The 15,048-nt window shown below is 30.2% G+C and carries 15 protein-coding genes and 1 pseudogene; 12 read left to right on the top strand and 4 right to left on the bottom strand.

The window, feature by feature from the left end; all coding sequences use genetic code 11:
* Positions 1-7: 7 nt before the first annotated feature.
* The 6 genes from AJ881_RS02220 to AJ881_RS02195 all read left to right on the top strand — a co-directional run bounded on the left by AJ881_RS02220 (position 8) and on the right by AJ881_RS02195 (position 7,556).
* Positions 8-1,261 carry a cation:proton antiporter gene (locus AJ881_RS02220; RefSeq protein WP_070278635.1) on the top strand — a complete coding sequence of 418 codons (1,254 nt, stop codon included), beginning with the start codon at positions 8-10 and terminating at the stop codon, positions 1,259-1,261.
* A gap of 77 nt (positions 1,262-1,338) precedes the next feature.
* On the top strand, positions 1,339-3,408 hold the full coding sequence (locus AJ881_RS02215; protein WP_070283188.1) for a capsular polysaccharide biosynthesis protein: 2,070 nt from the start codon (positions 1,339-1,341) through the stop codon (positions 3,406-3,408).
* On the top strand, positions 3,405-4,589 hold the full coding sequence (kpsS, locus tag AJ881_RS02210) for a capsule polysaccharide modification protein KpsS (protein ID WP_022552397.1): 1,185 nt from the start codon (positions 3,405-3,407) through the stop codon (positions 4,587-4,589). The genes AJ881_RS02215 and kpsS overlap by 4 nt, the downstream gene beginning before the upstream one ends.
* A gap of 71 nt (positions 4,590-4,660) precedes the next feature.
* Entirely contained in the window at positions 4,661-5,782 is a 1,122-nt protein-coding gene (locus tag AJ881_RS02205; protein WP_052794922.1) for a hypothetical protein, read from the top strand.
* The gene (locus AJ881_RS02200; RefSeq protein WP_070283189.1) at positions 5,779-7,140 is read left to right on the top strand and encodes a cytochrome P450; all 1,362 of its coding nucleotides are present in this window, start codon (positions 5,779-5,781) and stop codon (positions 7,138-7,140) included. Before AJ881_RS02205 ends, AJ881_RS02200 begins: the two co-directional genes overlap by 4 nt.
* Positions 7,137-7,556, top strand: coding sequence for a hypothetical protein (locus AJ881_RS02195; protein WP_002862076.1), 420 nt, complete (start codon positions 7,137-7,139; stop codon positions 7,554-7,556). The genes AJ881_RS02200 and AJ881_RS02195 overlap by 4 nt, the downstream gene beginning before the upstream one ends.
* On the opposite strand, the gene acpS is transcribed toward AJ881_RS02195, so the two are convergent.
* Both acpS and fliL read right to left on the bottom strand, forming a co-directional pair.
* Complete coding sequence (gene acpS / locus AJ881_RS02190) at positions 7,557-7,904, bottom strand: holo-ACP synthase (RefSeq protein WP_002866684.1); 348 nt, start codon at positions 7,902-7,904, stop codon at positions 7,557-7,559.
* Positions 7,905-8,441 (bottom strand): flagellar basal body-associated protein FliL, encoded by a 537-nt coding sequence (gene fliL, locus AJ881_RS02185; protein ID WP_002855429.1) that lies wholly within the window; start codon positions 8,439-8,441, stop codon positions 7,905-7,907.
* A gap of 102 nt (positions 8,442-8,543) precedes the next feature.
* Here fliL and pgmL point away from each other — a divergent pair.
* Both pgmL and AJ881_RS02175 read left to right on the top strand, forming a co-directional pair.
* Positions 8,544-9,933 (top strand): annotated as a pseudogene (gene pgmL / locus AJ881_RS02180) (phosphoglucosamine mutase PgmL).
* 47 nt (positions 9,934-9,980) lie between these two features.
* Complete coding sequence (locus AJ881_RS02175) at positions 9,981-10,358, top strand: DUF1090 family protein (protein ID WP_002932559.1); 378 nt, start codon at positions 9,981-9,983, stop codon at positions 10,356-10,358.
* Positions 10,359-10,388: 30 nt separating this feature from the next.
* On the opposite strand, the gene rsfS is transcribed toward AJ881_RS02175, so the two are convergent.
* Positions 10,389-10,715 (bottom strand): ribosome silencing factor, encoded by a 327-nt coding sequence (rsfS, locus tag AJ881_RS02170; protein WP_070283191.1) that lies wholly within the window; start codon positions 10,713-10,715, stop codon positions 10,389-10,391.
* Between the two features lie 27 nt (positions 10,716-10,742).
* A complete protein-coding gene (gene nadD, locus AJ881_RS02165; RefSeq protein WP_002862071.1) occupies positions 10,743-11,288 on the bottom strand; it encodes a nicotinate (nicotinamide) nucleotide adenylyltransferase in 546 nt (181 codons plus the stop codon).
* A gap of 59 nt (positions 11,289-11,347) precedes the next feature.
* Between nadD and gap the strand changes: the two genes are divergently transcribed.
* The 4 genes from gap to fabI are packed head-to-tail and all read left to right on the top strand — an operon-like array spanning position 11,348 to position 15,047.
* Positions 11,348-12,346: a type I glyceraldehyde-3-phosphate dehydrogenase gene (gene gap / locus AJ881_RS02160; protein ID WP_002866687.1), complete on the top strand. Its 999-nt coding sequence runs from the start codon at positions 11,348-11,350 to the stop codon at positions 12,344-12,346.
* Between the two features lie 2 nt (positions 12,347-12,348).
* On the top strand, positions 12,349-13,551 hold the full coding sequence (locus tag AJ881_RS02155; protein ID WP_070283192.1) for a phosphoglycerate kinase: 1,203 nt from the start codon (positions 12,349-12,351) through the stop codon (positions 13,549-13,551).
* The gene (locus AJ881_RS02150; RefSeq protein WP_070283193.1) at positions 13,548-14,219 is read left to right on the top strand and encodes a triose-phosphate isomerase; all 672 of its coding nucleotides are present in this window, start codon (positions 13,548-13,550) and stop codon (positions 14,217-14,219) included. Before AJ881_RS02155 ends, AJ881_RS02150 begins: the two co-directional genes overlap by 4 nt.
* Before the next feature lie 3 nt (positions 14,220-14,222).
* Positions 14,223-15,047, top strand: coding sequence for an enoyl-ACP reductase FabI (gene fabI / locus AJ881_RS02145; RefSeq protein WP_070283194.1), 825 nt, complete (start codon positions 14,223-14,225; stop codon positions 15,045-15,047).
* Position 15,048 lies beyond the last annotated feature (1 nt).

Genomic DNA, 15,048 nt, shown 5'->3' with positions numbered 1-15,048 from the left:
AAGCAATATGAAATTTGAATCTTTAAGTCCTGAGAATATTAGTATTATATTTTTATCTTTAGGAGTTTTATTATTTTCTTCTTTTGTTTTTGGAAAATTATTTACTTTATTTAAAGCCCCAAAAGTAATTGGTGAAATTTTTGGTGGTTTTGTTTTGGGGGCAAGTGGTTTGTATATTTTTGCTCCTGATTTACTTACAGATATCTTTAATGGATTTAACGAGCAAGGGAAGATATTAAATATTTTTTATCAATTAGGTTTGATATTTTTAATGTTTATTGCAGGGTTTAATACGCAAATTAGTTTTGAAAAACAAAATATTAAGATTATTTCTACTTTATTTTTAGGTGGTACTTTTTTATCTGCTGGTGTGGGATATTTTTTTATTGATTATTTTAAAGAAAGTTTTATTGGAATAAAGGGGAATGATTTATCTTTTGATTTGGTTTTTTTAATAGCCATTGCTGTAACTTCTATACCTGTGATATCAAAAATATTTTTTGATATAGGAGTGATTAAAACAAGATTTGCAAGCATAGTTTTAACCACTTCAACAATACAAGATTTGTTTTTATGGATTTTACTAAATATTACTATTAATGCCGCAACAAATCAAGATTTAACTTTAATGAGCAATCTTAAAACCGCTTTTCTTACTTTATTTTTATTTATAGCTGTGAAGGTAATTTCTCATTTCTTTGAAAAAATTTCTTTTCGCATGAGTACAATTGATTTTTTTACTTTAAGCTTTGTTGTGTTATTTTTATCTATAGCTTTTTTAAATATGATTCATATCAACCCTATGTATACTTCATTTCTTGTAGGTTTTTTAATAAAAAATATTTTAAATAATCATCAAGAATTAAGAGAAAAAGTTAACGGTATTTCAGATATGGCTTTTTCATTTTTTATTCCTATTTATTTTGCTTTAATCGGTATTCAATTAAATATTATACATGAATTTTCTTTTAGTATGTTTATATTCTTCCTAATTCTTGCGTGTTTATTGAAATTTTTAGGTTGTTATATAGGATTAAATTTTGTTAAAATTTCTAATATTTCAAGAATTAATTTTGCAATTACTATGAATGCTAGAGGTGGTCCAGGAATAGTTTTAGCGAGTGTTGCCTATTATTATCAGATTATTAATGTAAGTTTTTTTACAACACTTATTTTAACTGTTTTAATTTCTTCGATGATGGCGGGTTATTGGTTGAGATATCAAAAAAATAAAAATATAAATATTTTTTCTGAATTTTGATAAAAATTATAGAATTGAATTTTTGATATAAAAAATTTGTTATAATTCTTTTAAAAATATTTTTAAAAGAAATATTTATGAAGTATTACTCAACATCAAAAAAACTTATCACTAATGTTAAAAATTTTTATACCATTTTTTTATATAAGAAAAATTTAAAAATCAACAAAGATGATCTTTTCTTTGGCTGGGGACGTAAAAAATCAGGTTTAAAAGCTATGAATTTAGCTAAAAAATATAATACTAAATTCATACTTTTAGAAGATGGATTTATCCGCTCATTAAACTTAGGGGTTGAAAATAGCCCAAGTTTTTCTATGGTTAAAGATGATATAGGCATTTATTATGATGCAACAATGCCTTCAAAACTTGAAAATCTTTTAAATACTTATGAATTTAAAGGTGAAGAAATCAAGCAAGCTAAAAAAGCTATAGAGCTTATCAAAAAATATAAAATTAGCAAGTATAATAACAATCTTGATATCCCAGATGATTATTTTCAAAAAGATGAAAAACGTGTTTTAATTATTGCTCAAACGGCCAATGATGCCTCTCTTGAATTTGGGCTTGCTAAAGATTTTAAAACTGTCGATATGATAAAAGATGCCATAAAAGAAAATCCTGATTCTAAAATTTATATAAAAATCCATCCTGATGTTTTAAGTGGTAAAAAACAAAGTGATTTAGATATAAATTCCTTACCTAAAGAATGTATTTTAATCAGTGAAAATTTTAATCCCATAGCCTTGCTTGAGTTTTTTGATAAGGTTTATACTAAAACTTCTGGTATGGGTTTTGAAGCTTTGATACAAGAATGCGAGTGTGTTTGTTATGGCATGCCATTTTATGCAGGTTGGGGTCTAACAAAAGATAAATTAGAGTGTAAAAGAAGGATGCAAAAAAGAAGTTTAGAAGAAGTTTTCTATGCTGCTTATATACTTTATAGCGAGTATTTTAATCCTTATTTAAATCAAAAAAGTAATATTTTTGATACTATTCAAACTTTAGCAAAATATAAAGATATAGAAAAGGCAAATTCTAATAGACTTTTTATGCTAGGCTTTACCTTATGGAAAAGGTATTTTATCAAGCCTTTTTTTAAGGCTAAAAATAATGAAATTATTTTTTTAAATTCTATTAAATCTTTAGCTAGATACAAGCTTAAAGAAGATGATAAATTCTTTATTTGGGGTAAAAAATATGATGAAAATACTCTTAAAAATTTGCTTTTAGTAAAGGCAAAAGAGCAAAATTTAACTAGTTTTACCCCTAAAGTTTCTTTAGTGGAAGATGGTTTTATCCGCTCAATTTCACTAGGTTCTGATCTTACGCGCCCTTTTTCTTTAATCGTTGATGATAAAGGACTTTACATAGATCCAAATAAAGTAAGCAAATTAGAAGAACTTTTGCAAAATGAAATTTTTGATAAAAATATGCTAAATAGGGCAAAAAATATTATAAAAACCTTACTTGAGAACCGCTTTTCAAAATATAATGGTTTAAAGCATGAAGACTTAAAAATCAATGCCAAAATAGGACAAAAGGTTATTTTAATCCCCGCTCAAGTTGAAGATGATGCTTCGATGATTTTAGGAGGTTTTGGCTTATCTACTCTTGATTTGCTTAAGGAGGTACGTTCTAAAAATCAAGATGCTTATATCATCTTTAAACCCCATCCTGATGTGTTAAGCGGCAACCGTGTAGGTTTAAAAGATGAAACACTCATCTTGGAATTTTGTGATGAGATTGTAAAAGATTGCAGTATTGATAGTGCTATAAAAATTGCTGATGAAATTCACACTATTACTTCTACAAGTGGTTTTGATGCTCTTTTAAGAGCTAAAAAAGTTTTTACTTATGGCATGCCTTTTTATGCGGGCTGGGGTTTAACAAAAGATAAATATAGATGCGAAAGAAGAACAAGAAAACTAAGCCTAGAAGAGCTTGTAGCAGGTGCTTTGATCACATATCCAAGATATATAAATCCTAAAACAAAAACTTTATGTGAAATTGAAGTTTGTTTAGATATAATGCTAAATTTACAAAAAGCTTATTTTTCAAAAAAATATATAAAATTGGCAATAGATTTTAAAACTTTTATACTTAGAAAAATAAGAAGATTTTATGAATTTTTAGCAAAGAAATGAGATTTAGCACCAAAATTAAAAAAGAATTTAGCGGTAAAAATGTTTTACTCTTGCAAGGACCTGTGGGAAATTTTTTTCACCTTCTTGCAATAAAAATGAAAAAAAAACAAACCAAAGTTTTTAAACTCAATTTTAACGGTGGAGATTTTTTTTTCTATCCTAGTGGAACGAGGTGTAAGTGCGATGAAAAAGATCTTGAAAATTTCTATAGAGATTTTTTTCAAAGCAAAAAAATCGATGCTATTTTAATGTATAATGATTGTCGTATTATCCATGCTAAGGCTATTAAAGTGGCTAAAGAATTAGGAGTTGAAATATGGATTTTTGAAGAAGGATATTTAAGGCCTTATTGTATTACTTTGGAAAAAGATGGGGTGAATGCAAATTCTTCTTTACCGCGTGATAAAAATTTTTATCTTTCTCAAAATATTTTTACCAAAGAAAGCATAAAAGAAATTCCAGGTGGATTTAAATTTATGGCTTTTGATGCCTTTTTGTATTGGTTGTTTGCTTTTATTTTGGCCCCATTTTTTAACAACAAACTTCATCATCGCACTTTATATCCTTTTGAATTTTTATTTTGGTTTAGATCTTTATACAGAAAATATCTTTACAAGATTACAGAAAAAAAACTAAATGAAAAGATTTATAATTTAGAAAAAAAGTACTTTTTGGCGATTTTACAAGTTTATAGCGATACGCAAATTAAATATCATTACAAAAAAAGCATAGAGCACTTTATAGAGGAAACCATACTTTCTTTTGCAAACCATGCAAGAGCTAAATCTTATCTAGTTTTTAAACACCATCCCATGGATAGGGGTTATAAGAATTATTCTAAACTCATAAATGATTTAAGTCAAAAATATCATGTAGAAGGAAGGGTTTTATATGTTCATGATACCCACTTGCCAGTTCTTTTAAGAAAGGCTTTAGGTTGTATTACTATAAATTCAACAGTAGGCCTTAGTGCTATTTTAGAAGGCTGTCCGACTAAGGTTTGTGGCAATGCTTTTTATGATTTTGAAGGCTTATCTTATCCAAAGAAGCTTCAATTTTTTTGGCGTGAAGCTCATGCTTATAAACCCAATCCTATTTTGGCATGTAATTTTAAGAAATACCTTTTACAAACTAATCAATTCAACGGCAATTTTTACAAAAATTTCTTTTTAGATAAATAAGACTAAAAAGCTTTGATTAAGAGAGCTTTTAAAGCAAAGTTGTTATAATTAAAAGTAAAAAGAAATATTGTATGGATAGGGAAGTATTTTATATAGCAGGATATGATCCTAAAAGTTATAGATTTTATTATGATTTATTTAAAAAAAACCTAAAAGATTATTCTCATGCTTTTAACATTAAGACTGATTTAAGTAAAATTGAAAAAAATGAGCAATTTCCTTTTTTTAAAATTTCTTGCGAGGGAGTGCAAACTAAATATCATTTTTTAACATGGAATGATATTGTTAAGAAAAATTGGTCAGAAAATTACAAAGATGCTTTAGCGGATTGTTATAGTTTTTTTAGAATTTATACTATCACAGGACTTTTTATCAAATTTGGTAAAGAGTCGATTTATCAACTTATCACAGGTTATTATCCTTTTTTTTATGTGTTATTTTCTTTACTATTTTCTTTGGTTTTAGCTTTTGGAAGTTTTGCTTTTTTGCAAAATTATATGCATTTTTCTTTAGCTATCATCATAGGATGTTTTTTAGGATTTTTACTAAATCATTTTTTATTTAAATTAGGTAAGAAATTAGCTGTATTTTGGATAGCAAGAATTTGTGCTTTTTGTGCTACTTGGCAAGATAAAAAAAAAGGCATTATGCAAGAAAGAATCAAGCTTTTTGCAAATGTTATAGTTGAGAAGCTAAAACAAAACGAAAGCAAACAAGATTATGAACTTATTTTAGTAGCGCATAGTGTTGGAACTATAGTTTGTATAGAAGTTTTGGAGTGTATTTTAAGACAAAATTTAGATTTATCTTTACTTTGTAAATTAAAAATTCTTACTCTAGGAGAATGCATACCTTTAGTGAGTTATCAAAAAAAAGCAGGTGAATTTAGAAAGAAGCTTGAATTTGTTTCAAGGTTTGATTTAAAATGGTATGATTACACATCGATTATTGATGGAGCATGTTTTCCTCAAGTGGATTTTTTCCGCACGAGTGGTGTAAATGCTAAATTTACACCCCCATTTTTAAGTGCTAAATTTCACACTTTATATGAAAAACATGAGTATAAAAAAATAAAAAGAGATAAAAACAAAGCACACTTTTTATATCTTTATAGCATTAGTGTTAAAGGTGGTTATGATTTTTTTTCTTTCATCATAATGCCTAAATTTTTAGAAGAAAAGGTAAAAATATGAGCGAATGTCCCTTTTTTCCAAAACCTTATAAAAATAAGGCTTCTACACTTTTAACTTTTTTGTTAAAGCGTAGATCTTGGCTTGATGGGCTTTATGAGCGTAGTTATAAAATGCAAACAGGCTATGTGAAGATGCCAAATTTTGATCTTTATGTTATAAATGACACTAAAGAAGTTAAAAGAATGATGGTTGATGAAGTTAGAGAATTTCCTAAAAGTGCATTTTTGCATGAGCTTTTAAGTCCGCTTTTAGGAGAGAGCATTTTTACTACAAATGGTGAAGTTTGGAAAAAGCAAAGAGAGCTTTTGCGTCCAAGTTTTGAAATGACTCGTATCAATAAAGTGTTTAATCTTATGAGTGAAGCCGTGGCAGATATGATGGATCGTTTTAGCAAGTATCCAAATCATGCTGTTATTGAAGTAGATGAAGCTATGACTTTTATTACCGCTGATGTGATTTTTCGTACCATTATGTCTTCAAAACTCGATGAGGAAAAAGGTAAAAAAATCTTAAATGCCTTTGTGACTTTTCAAGAGCAAAGTGTGCATACAGCCATGCGTCGTATGTTTCGTTTTCCAAAATGGCTTTCTTATGTTTTAGGAGATCGTAAGCGTGCTAAGGCCGGAGATGTGATTAGGCAGGTTTTAAGTGACATCATAAAGCCAAGATATGATACGGCAGATAATGCAGAATTTGAAGATATTTTAGGATCTTTGCTTTTAGTAGTGGATGCGGATACAAATAAGCGTTTTTCTTTTGAGGAAATTTTAGATCAAGTGGCTATGCTTTTTTTAGCAGGACATGAAACCACAGCAAGTTCTTTGACATGGACGCTTTATTTGCTTAGTCTTTATCCTAAGGAGCAAGAAAAAGCTTATGAGGAGATTACTCAGGTTTTACAGGGTGGAGCCATTGAAATTTCGCATCTAAGACAGTTTAAATACTTAACAAATATTTTTAAAGAATCTTTAAGACTTTATCCTCCTGTTGGATTTTTTGCAAGAGAGGCAAAAAAAGATACCCAAGTTAGAGATAAGCTTATTAAAAAAGGTTCTGGGGTGGTGATTGCTCCTTGGCTGATACACAGACATGAAGAATTTTGGACAAATCCACATGGATTTAATCCTTCTCGTTTTGAAGGAGAATACAAAAAAGATGCTTATTTGCCTTTTGGTGTAGGGGAAAGAATTTGCATAGGACAAGGTTTTGCTATGCAAGAAGCGATTTTGATTTTGGCTAATATTTTAAAAACTTACAAACTAGAACTTGAAGAAGGTTTTGTACCTGATGTAGTAGGCCGTTTAACGGTGCGTTCGGCTAATGGTATGAGGATAAAATTTAGCAAAAGAGAGTTATGAAAAGAGTTAGAACTAAAATTCGTGCCAATTTTCGTCGTCGTGTAAAACGCACTTTAAAAGGAAGCTTAAAAGAAAAATTAGCAGGGACTATTCTGCTTTGTGCAATAGTACCTTTAGCAGTTTTAGGATATCTTTTTATCGTGATTATAGGAACTTTTTTTAATACCGCACGAGCAAGACAGGGTGTTAGAGCCTTAGATCATTTTGTAAATGCAAGCTTGTTTAATGGCTATGCTTGGGAGAGCGTTTCTTCTCATGCGTGGCGTGAAAGAAATCGTAAAAAATGGGCAAGGATTGTTATAAAAATCACAGATTTTTTTCAAAAAGATCATTGTAAAAGAGCAAATAAAAGAGAACAACCTGTGGTAGATTTCATACTTTCAAGAAATTTAGACAAGCAAACTATAGGAAAATAATCAAACTATAGCCACTATGGCTATAGCAAAACCATTATCATGAGAAATGCTTAGGGAAGTTTGAGTGATATTAAAATTTTTTGTAATTTTTTGAGAATATTTTAATTTAGGCGCGTTTTTTTCATCTTTTGATATTTCAATATCAAAAAAACTGCATAATTCACAAATTCCAACACCCAAAGCCTTGCTAGCAGCTTCTTTAGCAGCCCAAAGACCTGCTAGAGTTGCTGGATTTTTAATGAGTATTTGTTCTTTTGGGCTTAGAAATTTATCCAAAAAATTTTTGCCATGTCTAGAATGAATTTTTTCTATCCTAGAAATGGCGATGATATCACAGCCTACACGCATTTAAGAAACTACAAAATCCGTAAAATAAACATTTTTAATAAAGCCATCGGTTAAAATTTCATTGATTTTTCCAACTAGCTCATCTTTTAAACGTTCTTTGCCTTTTTGTGTACTTACTTCTTCAAAAGTTTTAGCTGTTAATGTACGAATAATAATATCACGAATCACCGGGACTTTTTTATCAAGTTCAGGTTTTAAAAGTTCGCTATTTTGTTCTAGTTCTATAGTGCATTTTACATATCTTGAGCCGCTATCGCTAAGTAAATTTAGGGTAAAAGGATCAAGTGGGTACATAGGACCTATATTAGCAAAATCACTACCTCGCTGAGTAGGAGCTGAAACTTTAGGTTTATCAGCTTTTGCTTCTTCTTTTGGAGCTTCTTTGACTTCACTTTCATCACTTGAACTGCTTGAAATAAGCCAAGCAATCACTCCCATAATACTAAGAAGTAAAACAAAAAGTAAAATAACAATAATAATTACAAGTGAACCGCCTTTTTTCTTTTTCGTTTCTTCGTTTTCTAATTCTTCATCCATAAATTTTCCTTCATTTAGTGAAATTAATGTAAAATTGTAGCAAAAATTTCTTTTCTATCCAAATTTGCTTTAGAAAAACGATAAATTTAGGTTAAAGAAGAGATGAATTTAAAGGAAAAAAATGTTAGATGTGATTTTTAGAGAATATGATATAAGAGGGCTTTATGGCAAAGAACTAAATGAAAAAAGTGTTAAGGCTATAGGTTTTTGCTTGGGACAAACCATTCTAAATAAAGGCTGTAAAAATGTAAGTGTGGGCTATGATGCAAGATATAGTGCAAATGAACTTTTTAATTATCTAGTAAGTGGACTTAACAAAGCGGGAATAAAAATCTATGATATAGGGCTTGTACCAACTCCATTGGGATATTTTAGTCTTTATGAGGGCTTGAAATTTGATGCAAATGTTATGATAACAGGCTCTCATAACCCAAAAGATTATAATGGTTTTAAAATCACTATCAATAAAGAAAGTTTTTTTGGTGTAGAATTAAAAGAGTTTTCAAAAGAAGTTTATAAGCATTTAGATGATGAGATTGAAGAAAATTTAGAAGTAGAAAAATACGATATTTTAAGCCTTTATGTGAAATTTATGTGCGAGCAATTTAGTTTTTTAAAGGATTTTAATTATAAATTTGGTGTTGATTGCACAAATGGTGCGGCTGGAGTGGTGATAAAGCCTTTAATCAAGGCTTTAAATTTAAAAGCTCATGTAATGTTTGCAGAGCCTGATGGACAGTTTCCAAACCACGCTCCAGATCCTACAGAAGAAGAAAACTTAAGTGCAATTAGAGAGTTTTTAAATCAAAATCAAGATTATTCTTTAGCTTTTGCTTTTGATGGGGATGCTGATAGAATGGTTGCTTTGAGTAAAACTCATGTATTTTGCGGGGATGAGCTTTGTTATTTGTTTGCTAAAAATATTCCTAATCCACGCATTTTAGGTGAGGTAAAATGTTCTAAAAATCTTTTTGATGAAGTGGCTAAATTTGGAACTATTTTTATGGGAAAAACAGGACATTCTAATATCAAAAAAATGATGAAAGAAAAAGATATTGATTTGGCTGCTGAAGTGAGCGGACATATTTTCTTTAAACATAGATATTTTGGTTATGATGATGGAATTTACGCATTTTTAAGAGCCTTAGAACTTGTTTATAAAGGTTTTGATTTAGAAAGTATGATTAAAGCTTTACCAAAACTTTATACTACGCCTGAAATTAAAATTCCTGTAAATGAAGAAGAAAAATTTAAACTTGTGGAAGAATTTCAAAAAGAGATTGAAAAAGGAGCTTTAAAAGGTGTTAAAAGTCTTTGTGAAATCGATGGAGCTAGGATAGATTTTGGCGATGGATGGGCTTTGCTTCGTGCATCTAACACCAGCCCTTATCTTATCACACGCTTTGAAGCAACTTCTTTAGAAAGAGCAAAAGAGCTTGAAAGTATGGTATTTACTTTATTTGATGATATAAAAGCTAGGCTTAAGAATTGATGAGATAATATTTTGCGATTTAAATTTATTTTAAAAAGGAATTAAAAATGAAAAAAATACTTGTTTTACTTTCGTTATGTGCCTTTGCTTTTGGTGCAAGTGAATGTGATAGAAAAATCGATCGTATCAATAAAGAAATCAGTTTTTCTAAAGCGCATAATGATACAGCTAGAACCTTAAGCTTAGAGCTTGCTTTAAAACAAGTACAAAATGATTGTGCTAAAGATCCTATGTTTTATGATAAAAAGTTAGAAGCTAAAAAACTTAAAGAACAAGAAGTGGAAAAAATCGAAAAAGAACTTGATGCTTTAAAAGAACAAAAAGATTATATGAGTAAGGCTGAGTATAAAGCTAAAAAAGAAGCTTTAAAAGAACAAAAAGAGAAAATCAAAAAAGAAATTAAAGAATATATTGATAATCTCTAAAAATTAAAAGGCTAATTAAATTTAGCCTTTTTAAACCCTACCTTTTTTAAGATTTTCTAATAATTCTTCTATATTATAAATTCCTCTATGTTCTGGTGTTAAAAGATGGATTAAAATATCACCAAGATCAATCACGCTCCATTCTTCATTACTATCTATGTTTAAAAATTCCTCACCTTTGGCTTTAAGTTGTGTTTTAAGCTCATCGATCAAAGATAGAGCGTGTCTTTCTCCTAAAGTAGCTGCGATAATGACATATTTTACAAAGTATTCTTGCTCGCTCATGTCAATGGTTTTGATATCTTCAGCTTTTTTTTCATCTAAAATTTTAACGATTAAATCTATTCTTTCTTGCATTCTTTTCCTTTAATTTTTGAAATTGTATCAATTTTTTTGTAATTTTTCATAATATTTTTTTACTTCATCTTTAATTTCTTCACAAACTTCATTTGTATTTAAAGTATTGCGTATGAAAGAAGAAGCGATTTTTTTATCGGTTTTTAAATCTTTGAAATTCTTAGGAATTTCTATATCATTGCGATTGGCAATAACAAATTCTACTAAAGAATTAAGTTTTTCAAAATCATGCCAAAGATGAAGTTTTTCTAAATGATCTGCGCCGATTAAAAGATAAAATTTACTAGGATTATAAAGCTTATAAAGATACTTAACGCTTTCTATGCTAGGAACAGGGCGTTTTTGCTTGGTTTCAAAATCGCAAATTTCAACTTTTGGCAAATGTCCCCAAAGTTTTTTAACCCATAAAAATCTTTGCTTTTCATCAGCACTAAAACTTTGTTTAAAAGGGTTGATATAAGTAGGCATAATAATAAGCTTATCAATATCTAATTTTTCCAAAGCCTCTAAAACAACGCTATTATGACCATTATGTGGTGGATCAAAACTGCCACCAAAAAGTGCTATCTTCATTAAATTTTTAACCTTTTTTTTGTAGAATATTAACATTATATTTTGCAAAAGGAAATTAAATGGCTGTAAAAGTTGCTATAAATGGTTTTGGACGCATAGGCAGATGTGTTGCAAGAATCATCTTAGAAAGAAATGATATTGAGCTTGTGGCGATAAATGATACTACGGATATTGAACTTACAAAATACCTTTTTAAATACGATACAGTGCATGGTGAATTTAAAGGCAGTGTTGATAGTGAAGGCGATGATTTAGTGGTAAATGGTAAAAAAATCAAAGTATTTAAAAGTCGCAATGTAAAAGATCTTGACTTTGCAAAATACGGCACACAAATTGTTTTAGAGTGCACAGGAGCACATTTAACTATGGCAAAATGTCAAGAATTTATAGATATGGGAGTGCAAAAAGTGATCATGAGTGCTCCTGCAAAAGATGATACACCTACTTATGTTTTAGGAGTAAATTCAGAACTTTACAAGGGTGAAAGCATTATTTCTAATGCAAGTTGTACAACAAATTGTTTAGGTCCTGTTTGTCGTGTTTTACAAGATAATTTTGGTATCGAAAAAGGACTTATGACAACGATACATGCTTATACAAATGGACAAAGTATTATTGATGCTAAAGCTAAAGATAAACGCCGTTCTCGTGCTGCAGCACAAAATATCATTCCAACCTCTACAGGTGCAGCAAAAGCTATGAAACTTGTTATGCCTGAACTTAATGGCAAGCTTCATGGACAAAGTATGCGTGTGCCAGTGATTGATGTATCAAGCGTGGATTTAACTGCACAACTAAGCCGTAAAGTTAGCAAAGATGAAATCAATGAAGCTTTTAGAAAAGCTGCAGCTACAAATTTAAAAGGCATTTTAATGGTGGATGATGATGAAAGAGTTTCAAGCGATTTTATCACTTGTTCTTATGGAGCTATTGTAGCAAGTGATTTAACTCAAGTGATTGCGGATGATTTTATCAAGGTGATTGCTTGGTATGATAATGAATGGGGCTATTCAAGTCGTCTAGTAGATATGGCAGTATATATTGCAAATAAGGCTTAATCATGAGTGATATTATTTCTATAAAAGATATTGATTTAACTAAGAAAAAAGTTTTTATAAGATGTGATTTTAATGTTCCTCAAGATGATTTTTTAAACATCACTGATGATAGACGCATAAGATCAGCTATTCCTACGATAAGATATTGTTTGGATAATGGTTGTAGTGTGATTTTAGCCTCTCATTTAGGGCGTCCAAAAGAAATTAGCTCTAAATATTCTTTAGAACCTGTTGCTAAGCGTCTTGCTAGACTTTTAGATAAAGAAATTATTATGGCAAAAGATGTTATCGGCGAAGATGCAAAAACCAAAGCTATGAATTTAAAAGCGGGTGAAATTTTACTTCTTGAAAATTTGCGTTTTGAAAAAGGCGAAACTAAAAATGATGAAAATTTAGCCAAAGAACTTGCCTCTATGGCTCAAGTTTATATTAATGATGCTTTTGGAGTATGCCATAGAGCACATTCTAGCGTGGAGGCTATTACTAAATTCTTTGATGAAAAACACAAAGGTGCAGGATTTTTACTCCAAAAAGAAATTGATTTTGCAAGCAATCTTATCAAACATCCAGCACGTCCTTTTGTTGCTGTTGTTGGAGGTTCAAAGGTAAGTGGAAAACTTCAAGCATTGACAAATTTATTACCAAAGGTAGATAAATTAATCATAGGCGGAGGTATGGCATTTACTTTTTTAAAAGCTTTAGGTTATGATATAGGAAATTCGCTTTTAGAAGAAGAACTTTTAGAAGAAGCTAATAAAATTCTTACCAAGGGTAAAAATTTAGGAGTGAAAATTTATCTTCCAGTAGACGTTGTAGCCGCTCCTGCGTGCTCACAAGATGCGCCGATGAAATTTGTTCCAGCGCAAGAAATTCCAAATGGTTGGATGGGTTTAGATATAGGACCTGCGAGTGTGAGACTTTTTAAAGAGGTGATTTCTGATGCGCAAACGATTTGGTGGAATGGACCTATGGGTGTTTTTGAAATTGATAAATTTTCAAAAGGTAGCATTAAAATGAGTCATTATATCAGCGAAGGACATGCAACTTCTGTTGTTGGAGGCGGTGATACGGCTGATGTGGTTGCGCGTGCAGGTGATGCAGATGAAATGACTTTTATTTCCACTGGAGGTGGTGCTTCTCTTGAACTTATAGAGGGTAAAGAACTTCCAGGTGTAAAAGCTTTAAGATCTAAGGAAAATGAATGATCTTTGCTGCAAATTTAAAATGCAATCACACAAGAGCAAGCTTTAAAATTTATGCTGAAATTTTAAATAAAACTATGGGAGCAAAATGCGATGATATTATCGTTTTCCCACCTAGTGTAGCATTTTTAGAAAATGAAAATAACTTCATACAAGGAGCCCAAAATTTTTATCCTTGTGTTAATGGTGCTTTTACAGGCGAGCTTGGAAAAGAGCATTTGGACGAATTTGGGATCAAATGTGTTTTAATCGGGCATTCTGAAAGAAGAATTTTAGGAGATGAAGAGCTTATTGGAACTAAATTTGATTTCGCTAAAGAGCATGGCTATAAAATTGTTTTTTGTATAGGTGAAAATTTAGATACAAAAAATTCAGGCAAGACTTTAGAGTTTTTAAAAAAACAACTTGAAATGATTGATTTAAATTATGAAAAACTCATTATCGCTTATGAGCCTATTTATTCTATAGGAACGGGAGTGAGCGCACAAAGTACAGATATCGCTAAAGTGCTTGAATTTTTAGCGAGTTTAACTAAGGCACCTTTGCTTTATGGTGGAAGTGTGAATGAAAATAATATTAAAGAAATTTTAAGTGTAAAACATTGTGGTGGAGTTTTGATAGGCTCTGCAGCTTTAAAAGTAGAAAATTTTATAAAATTAATCAAAGGATAAAAGATGATTATGAAGGGTAAAAAAGGCCTTATTGTAGGGGTTGCAAATAATAAATCTATTGCTTATGGCATAGCAAAAGCATGTTTTGATCAAGGAGCCGAGCTTGCTTTTACTTTTTTAAATGATGCTTTAAAAAAACGTGTAGAACCTATAGCACAAGAGTTTAATTCTAATTTTGTTTATGAGCTTGATGTAAACAATAATGAGCATTTAGATTCTATCGCTGAAAAAATCAAAAAAGATTTAGGTGAGATTGATTTTGTAGTGCATGCGGTTGCTTTTGCTCCAAAAGAAGCTTTAGAAAATTCTTTTTTAGAAACTTCAAAAGAAGCTTTTGATATAGCTATGCAAACTTCTGTGTATTCTTTACTTTCTTTAACACGTGCGCTTTTACCTATTTTAAAAGATAAGGGTTCGATTTTGACTTTAAGTTATCTTGGTGGGGTTAAATATGTACCTCATTATAATGTTATGGGTGTAGCAAAAGCTGCACTTGAAAGTTCTGTGCGTTATTTAGCAAGAGATTTAGGGGTAAAAGGAATTCGTGTTAATGCTATTTCAGCAGGTCCTATTAAAACTTTAGCAGCAAGTGGAATAGGGGATTTTAGAATGATTTTAAAATATAATGAAATCAATTCTCCTTTAAAACGCAATATTAGTATAGAAGATGTAGGAAATTCGGCTATGTATTTACTTAGCGATTTGGCAAATGGTGTTACAGGTGAAATACATTATGTTGATGCAGGATATAACATCATGGGTATGGGTGATGTTGAAAAAAATGAAGAAGGGCAAACTGTTCTTTGTTGGGATAATCAAAAAGGATAAA

It is taken from the genome of Campylobacter sp. BCW_6460 (genome assembly GCF_001762705.1).
GTDB classification, from domain to species: domain Bacteria; phylum Campylobacterota; class Campylobacteria; order Campylobacterales; family Campylobacteraceae; genus Campylobacter_D; species Campylobacter_D jejuni.
This window is presented reverse-complemented; position numbering and strand designations above follow the sequence as displayed.